Below are 10,943 nucleotides of genomic sequence, written 5' to 3' on the forward strand. Positions count from 1 at the left end.
ATTCTAAAAATTCTCCTCTTGGATATTATTTTGTTTCTTATCTGATAGATAGTTAATAAAATCTAATCTAGATCGATAACACTTGGTAACAAAACAAAAATGAATCCAAAAAGAGGAAATCGTAAAAAAAAATTAAAAAAGTAGGTCTATTATTCCTAAATCAATCATGTCTGTAACGTGGTGTACGTATAGCTGAAGGTGTTTTTGTACCAAACGAATTAAAACTAAATGATAGTATTATTTCATGGCTTGTAGGTGCCTTTGCAGATTGATCTTTCATTGTATAATCGAAAGCATAACCAAGGTGTAACTTTCTGCTTTTCAAAGCATAAACACCTGCTAAAATACTTAAAGCTTCTATTTCTCTAATTCCTGCGCCCACGTAAACCCATTCTTGTAGGTTTGCTAATAACGTAGCATCGAAGGTAAATGTGTCCAAATCTGACTTGATTAATACAGAAGGTTGTAAAATAACATTATTTGTAATATCAAAAGACATCCCGAACATTCCGTTGAAAGACATTTTCAAAGCTGAAAATGGGCTATTTTCACCACCTACAAACTCTGATGGCACCAAATGTTTTGCTGCAATACCTGCATATAATCGTTCATGCTGAAAGTATACACCTGCTGATACATCAGGAACAATTGAATTTAAAGATTGTCCTGATCTAAGAAATGGATCATCCTCATTAACAAAGCGTAAGCGTTCTTCATTTACTGAACGATCATAAACTCCTCCTCTCAAACCAAATGATAAAGTACCTTTCTTTACCGGTACATAGTAAGATACTGAAAGCTGAGCTTCCAAATTCCTCATCAAGCCTACATCATCATTTAACACATGAAAACCTACACCTAATTTTTTAGAGTTAATAGGAGCTGTTAATGAAAAAAACTGAGTATTCAGCGTCCCGGTATCATCAAAAGTACCTTCATAGCCTAACCATTGAGTACGATGAATTAGAGATGCTTCTGCATCTTCTGAAGTCATCCCTACGGCAGCAGGGTTATGAAATGGTTTAGAAAACATGTACTGTGTAAACTGAGGATCTTGTTGTGCTTTAGTTTCATAAGAGATGATAAAGAAAACAATACCGCTTAATAGTAACGCTTTGAATTGCTGCATAGCTTTAAAGTCAACAGATGTTTTGAACAAGGGTTAGATTTATGAGTAATATTTGAGTTGAATAGATGAATTCAAATCAGGTATACAAATAATTTGAGGAGACTTTTTAAAGATTGCCCCTTATACAATTAACAAAAAAATACATTGGTTTCCATGGATTTTGAACAAAAAAAAGCACTACATCTTAATTCAAATGTAGTGCTTCAATAAAAAAGTAATTTTCCTTATAGATCATTCGCTTCTTTAATGTACAATTCAATAGCTCCTGTCATAGATGGGGCATTTGGTAATGGAGCTTCCACATCCAAATGTAATCCTGCATCTCTAACTGCAGAGGCTGTTGTAGGTCCAAACGCTGCAATTCGAGTCTCTTTTTGCTCGAAATCAGGGAAGTTTGTAAACAATGATTTAATACCAGAAGGGCTGAAGAATGCAATCATATCGTAGAAGATATCGCTTAGATCAGATAGATCTGCAGCAACTGTACGATAAATAATCGCTTCATTCATCTCAATACCAGCCTCATCCATAAAGTTTGGAATATCTTCCTTTCTAATGTCTGAACAAGGGAATAAGTATTTTTCTGACTTATGTTTTTTGAACAAATCAAACATATCTCTTGCAGTTTTGTAGCCAGTAAAAAGCTTACGCTTTCTAACTACAATATACTTTTGCAGATAATTTGCTGTTTGCTCTGAAATACAGAAGTATTTCATATCTGAAGGAACCTCGACTTTTAGTTCCTTACATAATCTAAAGAAATGATCAATTGCATTTCTTGATGTGAAAATAACGGCTGTATGCTCAAGAATATTAATCTTCTGTGATCTAAATTCCTTCGCAGTTACACCTTTTACTTCAATAAAAGGGCGGAAATCAATTTTAATCCCATACTTCTCACCTAACTTATGGTAAGGAGAGTTCTGGTTTGCGGGCTCTGGCTGTGACACCAATATCGATTTTACAGCTTTCTTCACCTCTTTTCCTGCTATGTCGTTTGCCATGCTTTTTCTATATTTTTAAAAAGCCCTCGGACTTGTTTGTGAGTTATAAGAAATCAACCAATGAATACCTTTACTGCCAAAAGGGACGGAAGGAATTCAGTCGCGCAAAAATACGAAAATAAATAATTAAATCTAAGGTTTACTTGTTTAGATACAGCGATATACACTAAAAAACTCTTTAAAAAGAAGGCAATTCCAATAAAGTTTCTCATAAAATCCCATGATATGTAAAATGGGTTTAACGTCCATAATACACATAAAAACAGGTAAAACAATACATAAACCCATGTCAATTTATAGAATTCTAAACTGTGTACAGAAGACACTTGAGAATTACTAAAAATATTTCCTAAAAAATAAATCACAAAGAGTCTAAAAGCTACAAATGCAAAGATTGCAAGTATAACATAGAATACATTTATAAAGAATTCTGACATGTTTCTATTCAACTCTGGAGAGTTCACTTCAGAAAGCCAAATATCTCCTTTTCCAAAGAGCATCATCGACAAGCTTCCTACCAAAGCAAATGAAAAAAGAAACATGATTAATTGAAGAGTATTCATTTTTGTATCATCCGACCTACCCAATGTAACACCTTCGAATGACTTTAAAATATTATCAGCACCGGTCTTTAATCCTCCAATTCTTGAAAAAACTCCTACTAAGACAAAAACGATAATAGACCACATCAATAACATCGATCTATAACTAGAGTCATGACGTACGATCAATCCTTCATTAAAGTTTTCTTCTTGTGTTTTCTTTGTAATTGTTCTGTAAGAATAGGGTTTATCAGCTAAATATGCTGTTGGATGATCTCCTTGTACTGTATTTACAACAATAAGAACTTCTCCAGATTTCTTTACTCGATCCAGAAGTTCATCATTATTAAAGAAGATTTTATTGTTCTTACCTTTGGCAACATCTTGCAGTTGGTTATTAATAAATACTGCAGCACCATCAGGTAAGAGTATTTCAATACCCAATCCACTAAGATCTTCTACATGAAGTAACATGTAGAAATTTTTCGTAAATGGATGTTGCTCTGGCACATAAGGAACGAATCCTGACACTGCATCATCATAAATCATCCACTTATCTTCCAATGAATAAAAATTGGAGGCAAAATTCTTTGTTGAAAAGAATAGGATGATCAATAAAGAGATCTTTATTATTCTACTCATTAAATTATTTTCTATCTCTAGAATCTATAATTATCGTTACAGGTCCATCATTTAACAGCGATACTTGCATATCCGCTCCAAACTCTCCTGTTTGTATCGATTTACCTGTCAACTCCTCTAACTTTTTTATCATATCATTATACAAAGGGATGGCTTTCTCAGGAGGAGCTGCATTGATATAAGATGGACGATTCCCTTTTTTTGTACTGGCATGCAATGTAAACTGTGAAATCAATAATATATCACCATCTACATCACCTAATGCTAAATTCATTTTCCCATTTTCATCAGAAAAAATACGCATCCCTACTATTTTCTTCGCTAACCATTCAATATCTGAAGGGTCATCTTCATGTCCAACCCCTAATAAAATGAGTAACCCTGATGTTATTTCTCCTTTTACTTCTCCTTCAATTTCTACCTTGGCAGAAGTTACTCTTTGTATAACTGCGTTCATTAGTTATGACTATTGTTATAAATTCAATACTCGAATTCCACGAATTTAATCGAATCCAACAATTTTTTTTAATCTTGATTTATTTTTGATTAAAATAGTGGTATAAACTTTGATGATTTTTTAAATTATTCAGATTAAACGATAACTAAACAGTATTTTCATACTCGGTTTAAAATAAAAAGCAAAATTTTAAGTTATACGTATATCAACTCCAAAAAAGAGAAAATTATTTTACCATGAGAAGGATCTTCATATTACTCCTAGTTGCATTTAGTGTTGTTGCTTTTGACAACGATGCTTTCGCCCAAAAGAAAAAGAAAAAAGACAAAGGCGGTAACGATAAAAAGTCTGAGAAGAAAGAAATTAAAGAATGGAAAAAGAAGCTTAAAGAAACTGATCCATTAAAATTTAGAGATATGACACAGGAGCTAAACACTTTACGTGGTCAAGCTTCAGGCTTAAAAGCTGAAATCTCTAAACTAGAACAAGAAAAAGAGACTTTTAATCAACAGTTAAAAGAAAAGGACAACGAGATTGCAGACTTAAAAGCTGAGTTAGCAAAACTGAAGAAGAAAATGGACAATAATGTGTCTGCTTCAGGAGATGATTACACTAAAGGAGTTGTTTACAAAGTACAAGTTGGTGCTTTCAAAAATAGAGACCTTTCTAAATTCCAAGATAAAGGTAATTTCTGGATGGAAGATCAAGATGGTTTAAAGAAATACACTATCGCTTACTTCCGTGATTATGGAGAGGCTGATCAATTTAAAAAGTACATGAGAGCAATGGGTGTAAAAGATGCATGGATCGTTGCTTATGAAGATAATACACGTAAGGACATTAAGGATGTTCAACGTAAAAGTGGTAGATAATTAACTGTTTAAAATCTTTCACTTTAAAAAAGCCCTTAGAAGTTTATTTCTAAGGGCTTTTTTGTATCTTAATTGTGATACTTAAATAATGACCTATGGCAAAAAAAGTAAACCTAAATATTGAAATTGTTGCTTACAATGATATTTCTGAATTAAGTGAAAGCGACAGAAACCTTTTATCATTAGCTGAAGACGCTACTCATCGTTCGTATGCACCTTATTCAAATTTTAATGTCGGAGCTGCATTACTTCTTGAAAATGGTGAAATCATATCGGCGAATAATCAAGAAAATGCCGCCTACCCATCAGGTATGTGTGCAGAAAGGAATGCGATATATTATGCAGGTGCTACTTATCCCAATGAAAAAATATTGACAATTGCCATTGCAGCAAGAAAAAGTGAAGAAACGAGTTTTATTCCAATATCACCTTGTGGTTCTTGTAGACAAGCAATGTTAGAATATGAAGTAAAACAAGACCAGCCCATTCGCTTAATAATGAAAGGACATAAGGAAATTTTTGAGTTACACTCTATTTCCGATCTCTTACCATTTAAGTTTACTCAAAAAGACTTATTTGAATAAAATCATCTTCGGGCTGATAAACGTTTCATTACTTGATCCCCAAAATCAGCCTGACTTGCCTTCTTATAATACTTTTTTCTATTGTTTTGATCTCCTTCAATCTCGAAAATTGTAGTGAGATAAGCATACAGGAACGGTTTTATATAGTTTTGCCTTGTTGTTAGATGTGTAAGATCTTCTTCTACACCTAACAACATTTTTTTTGCCTCATCATAATCATGCATTTCATAAAACCTCATGCCCTCTATCATTTGTCCTGCTAAAATATAAAATGAGTCTGTTGATACCTGCAACACACTTATCTTCTCCACAGCATTTGAATCATTTAAAGCATCAAAACCCGACATAACCAATAAAGATTCGTAAATAAACCACTGATTTTCTTGATATTTACTCATCAAATCTTTAGCTAAATCGATGGACTGTTGGTCTTCTATATGTAGATAAATCCACATCAAATACCTATGTGATTCCGCAGAAGTAAATACTCCCGTTTTCATTGCATTAGTTAATTGCTCAATTCCTTTTGTTTTATCTCCAGGAGGAAAAAAGCTTAAAAAAGGCTTATAAATAGGATGTTTTTCCGGATAAAACTCTCTGTAAAAATTATATATACCAGAGGAGAAATTAAACTCAGGTAAAGAATCTGTTAAAGTCATTCCAACTCTAGTTAAAGAGTATACACTTCTTGCCTCAGAAACAGCTTTCCAGGTAGAACCAATATAATTATATGTTCTAGCTTTTATGCTTTTTGCTAATAACATAAAGAATATACTTTCTTCATCATCTTCCTGTTCGTCTAATCGATCTTCACACAACTCAACACAATCGTCTAAGTAGGTAAACATTTTATCAATTTGATCTTCATTTTGGTAGTCAAAAGGTGTAATGTCCCAATACACTCTCATGGCTTTCAATAAAGGTAATGAAGGATGTTTTGGCATGAGATCTTCGTAAACAGACAATAAACTATCTGTTTTTACAAAGTTCCAATGGTACATCTGATCCATGGTTTCTTCTGCCAATCTTAATGCTTCTTCATTCTGCCACAATAATTTATATGATTGAGCATTTAAAGTTGTAAATAAGAATAAAAATTGGAGGGTTAAATATAATCTTCGCAACATAAAAGAGTATTGATCGTCATTATACTAGGTTTTTATCGTAATTTAGCGAGAGCAACAAGATTCCCCCACTAATCATATTAATTAATATAATAAATCTTGTTTCATCTTCTTTCAGATGTAAATCAAAAACATGACAAAAGGCAAAAAAAAGAATAAAAAAGAGAATTCGAGAGCAAAAAAGAAGTTTCAAAAAAGAAGTAGTATCAATACACAAACGATACAGAACATTATCAATCTACTTAATTCAAGTCCTGAAACTGGTTTTAGCTTAAGACAAATCGTAAAAGAGGTCAGAATAAAAAGTCAGACGGATAAAGACAAATTAAAATATATACTTGCACAATTAGCTCAAGAAGGAAAAGTTCTTTTAAAAGGAAAGAAGTATCAGTCAATAACGCTTGAAGACGAATTAGCGAATATAAGAACTGCTACTGTTGACTTTGTCAACCCGAAGTTTGCCTTTTTGATCGTTGATACTAAAGAAGGAGAAGAACCTATCGAAGACATCAGAATTGTTCTACCTAACATGAACAGAGCACTGCATGGCGATAAGGTTGAATACACTACTTTTTACAATAAGCAGAGAAAAAGAACAGAGGCGAAAATCACGAAAATTCTAAAAAGAGAACGTGATGAATTTGTAGGGCAACTACAAGTTTCTGAAAAGTTTGCCTTCGTTGTTCCTTCTGAAAGGAAAATGTTCTTTGACTTCTTTATACCAAGAGAAAAAGTTGGTGAAGCTGAAAATGGTGACAAAGTAATTGTCAAAATGACCCAATGGAAGCCAAATGATAAATCTCCTACTGGTAAAATCATTAAAATTTTAGGTAAGTCAGGTGATAATGATACTGAAATTCACTCTATCATGTTTGAATTCGGTTTACCATTTGAATTCCCTAAGGAAGTTGATGCTGAGGCCAACACTATTCCAGATGAAATCCCTGAGGAAGAAATCAAAAATAGAAAAGACTTCAGAGATCGTACAACTTTCACGATTGACCCTGTAACGGCAAAAGACTTTGATGATGCATTGTCTATCCGTAAAATGAAGAATGGTCATTATGAAATCGGTGTTCATATTGCCGATGTTTCTCATTATGTAAGACCAGGATCATTACTTGAAGAAGAAGCTTTCAAAAGAGCAACATCAGTATATCTAGTAGATAGAACTGTTCCAATGCTTCCAGAAAAGCTTTCGAATGGCTTGTGCTCATTAAACCCTCATGTCGATCGTCTAGCTTTTGCAGCTATTTTCGAAATGGATGAGGAAGGAAAAGTATACAAACAATCTTTTGGTAGAACAGTCATACATTCTAATCGACGTTTTTCTTACGAAGAAGCTCAAGAAAGAATTGAGACTAAAGAAGGAGATTACCAAGAAGAAATCAATATTCTAAATGGTATCGCACACAAACTAAAAGATGTAAGGTTCAAAAATGGAGCAATCTCTTTTGAATCTGTCGAATTGAAGTTTGACCTTGATGAAAATGGAAAACCAACTGGTTTGACTCCAAAAATCAGAAAGGATGCTCATAAAATGATTGAAGAGTATATGCTACTAGCAAACAAGAGAGTAGCAGAATCTATCTTCAGAAAAAAGCAAGACGGCAAACCAATGACAATGGTATACCGTGTACACGGTGATCCTGACCCTGAGAAATTAGCTCAGTTTGCATCATTTGCTAAGCGCTTTGGTTATGATTTAGATCTGAACGAAAAGAAAATTGCGTTCTCATTAAATAACCTGACTGGAGAAGTAGAAGGTAAACCAGAACAAAATATCATTGAGCAGCAAGCGATCCGAACAATGGCAAAGGCTGTGTATACTACAGCTCCTGAAGGACATTACGGTTTAGGCTTTGCTCATTATACTCACTTTACATCACCTATTCGTCGTTATCCTGATGTAATGGTTCACAGACTACTTCAACATTACCTTGATAAAGGTAAATCTGCTGATGAAAATGAGTTCGAAGATCGTTGTAAACATTCTTCAGCAAGAGAAAAAGTAGCTGCCGATGCAGAAAGAGCTTCCATCAAATACAAGCAAGTAGAATTCATGTCAGAATTCTTAGGTGAAGAAATGGAAGGTACTATCTCTGGTCTGACTGATTGGGGTATGTTTATCGAATTAAAGGACACAAGGTGTGAAGGCCTAGTGCGATATTCATCAATGTTAGCTGATCAATATATTTTTGATAGTGAAGAGATGATCGTAAAAGGTGTGAAGTACAAAGAGACTTTCCAATTAGGCGATCCTGTTAAGGTAATCGTTAAAGAAACTAATATTGAAAAACGTTCGATTGATTTCGAATTAGTATAACATAAAAAATCAAGTTATGTCATTAACTACCAATGTAATTTTATCTCACGAACAGATCGTACAAAAAATCCGTCGTATTGCATTTGAAGTATATGAAGACAACTTTGGGGTAAAAGAAATTGTCTTCGCGGGAATAAAAGGAACTGGTTATAGCTTTGCTGAATTATTAAAAGGAGAGTTTGACAAGATTGCTTCAATTCCTTCTGATATTACAAAAATTACTATCGACAAAACGGCTCCATTACAAACTTTTATTGAGGTAGATAAAGACCTCAAAGAAATGGAAGGAAAAGTGATTATCATTGTCGATGATGTATTAAATACTGGACGTACATTAGCCTACAGTATTAAACCATTTTTAGGAATTAAAATTGACAAGTTACAGGTAGCTGTTCTTGTCGATAGAGGGTATCATAAATTCCCTGTAATCCCAAGTTTTATTGGATATGAATTATCAACAACCGTAAAACAAAATGTTGAAGTAGACCTATCAGATCAAATTCGTTTTTCTGTTACTTTAACTTAGTTCTTACAACAAGAAACATATTCATAAAGCACTAGAATACAATAAATTCTAGTGCTTTTTTATTTATATAATTTAGACCAATTCAAAACAATGTTTAACTAAAAACAATCTAAATATAAACTAACTTTCAACGTTAAAATATCGACTTATTGATAGTAATAAATATAAGGTGACCTGCTACATTTGAGAACAGAGAAAACAAACAAAGGTTAAACCTAAACTATTATCAAATTATGTCTATTAGATTATCATCAAATTGTAAAAGCTGTGCTGAGTTAGCTGAATCGTTAACATGCAATGTTCACAATGTAAAAGTAAATGAAAAATATACATGTGATAGCTTTTCAAATGCATCTGAATTAATCAATGCTATACAGTGTACTAACTGTACTTTCTTTAAAAAAGACAATTGTTCAAAGCCTGTTCAAGCAACTGAAGGTATGCTATGTTCAGATTGGGCACCCGCTGATGTGTAACCAATTAAGATTTACATGAAAAAGTCCAATGTATATTAAATACATTGGACTTTTTTTATTTCCCAAGTAAAAATACAAGTGGAATATCTAATCTACTTTGCCAGGCTCTTTCAGAGTGATTCTGCCCTTCAAATTTCTTTGTTATCCAATTTGAAGAGCTAAAACCTTTCTCTTTCATCACCTCATCTATTCTCAACTGATATGGTTCATACTGAGAATCTAAAGTCTCTGTACCATAGTCAAAATAGATTTTATGTGTTTTAGGATCTGGTAGATGTGTTCTTGTATAATTTATTATACCATCAGTGATTTTTTTGTTTTCATCTGCAGTAAATGCCTCTGCATAAACCATCGGCCAATGTGTTGATAGACAACCCGCACCCCCAAATACCTCTGGATATTCACAGATTGCATAAAGAGAGATTAAGCCCCCCATACTAGAACCCATTACAAATGTATGTTCTCTATCTGTATAAGTTGAATAATTATTATCAATATAAGGTTTAAGTTCTGATGTTAAGAACTTCAGGTAATTATTAGAAATCATCTTTCCTGCAAGACGCTTATCTTTAATTTTAATAAGTAATTCATCATCTAAACCACTAATTGCTTCTTGAGGTAAATACTCAGAGGAACGGTACTTCCCATTATTAGGTACCGCAACAACAATCACATCTTCAATTTTCTTTTCCTTTAAAAGGTTTGTGATGTGTTCATCTACCATCCACTCTTGCTTATTCCAAGTAACAGTAGAATCGAATAACATTAGGCCATCATGCATATATAAAACTGCATACTTATTCTCTTTTGAATAACCATCAGGTAAATACACATCAACTGAACGAGAATCAATATACTTAGATTGGAAGTCTGGTATTCTATCGATTTTACCAGCGGCTAGTTTAGGCATCTTTGAAGCATCGGCAGCCCCTAATCCTAATTTTTTTTCTGATTGACTTTTTTGTGGTTTAGAACAACTAAGTCCTACCACCATTACTAATAAATAGAGTAGTATTCTTTTCATTTTCTTGATTGATAATTTCTGACGAATATAATTAATTAGGGGTAAGAAAAGTAGCGATGTAACTTTAATTAATAATAAGGTTTACAATTTCTTATTAAAAGTTCTTGATATACAAAAAAAGGTTAGCTAACATCTTGTGTTAACTAACCTTCTATATCTAATGAATGTGGCGCCGACTTACTCTCCCGGGGGTTAACCCAGTACCATCAGCACTGTAGGGCTTAACTGCTCTGTTCG

Annotated in this window: 11 protein-coding genes; 5 read left to right on the forward strand and 6 right to left on the reverse strand. The window is 33.2% G+C overall.

The annotated features are described in order from the left end of the window. Window positions 1-160: 160 nt before the first annotated feature. The 4 genes from QL232_RS25370 to dtd all read right to left on the reverse strand — a co-directional run bounded on the left by QL232_RS25370 (window position 161) and on the right by dtd (window position 3,774). Window positions 161-1,129 carry a type IX secretion system membrane protein PorP/SprF gene (locus tag QL232_RS25370; RefSeq protein WP_281616270.1) on the reverse strand — a complete coding sequence of 323 codons (969 nt, stop codon included), beginning with the start codon at window positions 1,127-1,129 and terminating at the stop codon, window positions 161-163. Between the two features lie 224 nt (window positions 1,130-1,353). Beyond that, complete coding sequence (locus QL232_RS25375; protein WP_168885448.1) at window positions 1,354-2,133, reverse strand: uroporphyrinogen-III synthase; 780 nt, start codon at window positions 2,131-2,133, stop codon at window positions 1,354-1,356. A gap of 53 nt (window positions 2,134-2,186) precedes the next feature. Continuing rightward, entirely contained in the window at window positions 2,187-3,317 is a 1,131-nt protein-coding gene (locus QL232_RS25380; RefSeq protein WP_281616271.1) for a DUF4271 domain-containing protein, read from the reverse strand. A 4-nt stretch (window positions 3,318-3,321) separates the two neighbouring features. Then, a complete protein-coding gene (gene dtd / locus QL232_RS25385) occupies window positions 3,322-3,774 on the reverse strand; it encodes a D-aminoacyl-tRNA deacylase (protein ID WP_281616272.1) in 453 nt (150 codons plus the stop codon). A gap of 236 nt (window positions 3,775-4,010) precedes the next feature. Here dtd and QL232_RS25390 point away from each other — a divergent pair, with 236 nt between their 5' ends. Beyond that, complete coding sequence (locus QL232_RS25390; protein WP_168885451.1) at window positions 4,011-4,646, forward strand: Ezrin/radixin/moesin family protein; 636 nt, start codon at window positions 4,011-4,013, stop codon at window positions 4,644-4,646. A 95-nt stretch (window positions 4,647-4,741) separates the two neighbouring features. Next, the gene (gene cdd / locus QL232_RS25395) at window positions 4,742-5,230 is read left to right on the forward strand and encodes a cytidine deaminase (RefSeq protein ID WP_281616273.1); all 489 of its coding nucleotides are present in this window, start codon (window positions 4,742-4,744) and stop codon (window positions 5,228-5,230) included. Between the two features lie 2 nt (window positions 5,231-5,232). Here cdd and QL232_RS25400 read toward each other — a convergent pair whose 3' ends face one another. Continuing rightward, window positions 5,233-6,357: a hypothetical protein gene (locus tag QL232_RS25400; RefSeq protein WP_168885453.1), complete on the reverse strand. Its 1,125-nt coding sequence runs from the start codon at window positions 6,355-6,357 to the stop codon at window positions 5,233-5,235. Between the two features lie 130 nt (window positions 6,358-6,487). On the opposite strand from QL232_RS25400, the gene rnr reads away from it, so the two are divergent. From rnr to QL232_RS25415, 3 genes are all read left to right on the forward strand, one after another. After that, the gene (gene rnr / locus QL232_RS25405) at window positions 6,488-8,680 is read left to right on the forward strand and encodes a ribonuclease R (protein ID WP_281616274.1); all 2,193 of its coding nucleotides are present in this window, start codon (window positions 6,488-6,490) and stop codon (window positions 8,678-8,680) included. A 16-nt stretch (window positions 8,681-8,696) separates the two neighbouring features. Next, a complete protein-coding gene (locus QL232_RS25410; RefSeq protein ID WP_168885455.1) occupies window positions 8,697-9,206 on the forward strand; it encodes a phosphoribosyltransferase family protein in 510 nt (169 codons plus the stop codon). Between the two features lie 233 nt (window positions 9,207-9,439). Beyond that, the gene (locus QL232_RS25415; protein WP_281616275.1) at window positions 9,440-9,682 is read left to right on the forward strand and encodes a hypothetical protein; all 243 of its coding nucleotides are present in this window, start codon (window positions 9,440-9,442) and stop codon (window positions 9,680-9,682) included. Between the two features lie 55 nt (window positions 9,683-9,737). On the opposite strand, the gene QL232_RS25420 is transcribed toward QL232_RS25415, so the two are convergent. Beyond that, window positions 9,738-10,706, reverse strand: a complete 969-nt coding sequence (locus QL232_RS25420) for an alpha/beta hydrolase-fold protein (RefSeq protein ID WP_281616276.1) — start codon at window positions 10,704-10,706, stop codon at window positions 9,738-9,740. Window positions 10,707-10,943 lie beyond the last annotated feature (237 nt).

This window comes from Flammeovirga sp. SubArs3 (assembly GCF_947387565.1).
GTDB classification, from domain to species: Bacteria; Bacteroidota; Bacteroidia; order Cytophagales; family Flammeovirgaceae; genus Flammeovirga; species Flammeovirga agarivorans.

Bases quoted from the DNA above. Each gene is read 5' to 3' on its own strand.
- QL232_RS25370 (WP_281616270.1), bottom strand. From the start codon at position 1,129: ATGCAGCAATTCAAAGCGTTACTATTAAGCGGTATTGTTTTCTTTATC.
- QL232_RS25375 (WP_168885448.1), bottom strand. From the start codon at position 2,133: ATGGCAAACGACATAGCAGGAAAAGAGGTGAAGAAAGCTGTAAAATCG.
- QL232_RS25380 (WP_281616271.1), bottom strand. From the start codon at position 3,317: ATGAGTAGAATAATAAAGATCTCTTTATTGATCATCCTATTCTTTTCA.
- dtd (WP_281616272.1), bottom strand. From the start codon at position 3,774: ATGAACGCAGTTATACAAAGAGTAACTTCTGCCAAGGTAGAAATTGAA.
- QL232_RS25390 (WP_168885451.1), top strand. From the start codon at position 4,011: ATGAGAAGGATCTTCATATTACTCCTAGTTGCATTTAGTGTTGTTGCT.
- cdd (WP_281616273.1), top strand. From the start codon at position 4,742: ATGGCAAAAAAAGTAAACCTAAATATTGAAATTGTTGCTTACAATGAT.
- QL232_RS25400 (WP_168885453.1), bottom strand. From the start codon at position 6,357: ATGTTGCGAAGATTATATTTAACCCTCCAATTTTTATTCTTATTTACA.
- rnr (WP_281616274.1), top strand. From the start codon at position 6,488: ATGACAAAAGGCAAAAAAAAGAATAAAAAAGAGAATTCGAGAGCAAAA.
- QL232_RS25410 (WP_168885455.1), top strand. From the start codon at position 8,697: ATGTCATTAACTACCAATGTAATTTTATCTCACGAACAGATCGTACAA.
- QL232_RS25415 (WP_281616275.1), top strand. From the start codon at position 9,440: ATGTCTATTAGATTATCATCAAATTGTAAAAGCTGTGCTGAGTTAGCT.
- QL232_RS25420 (WP_281616276.1), bottom strand. From the start codon at position 10,706: ATGAAAAGAATACTACTCTATTTATTAGTAATGGTGGTAGGACTTAGT.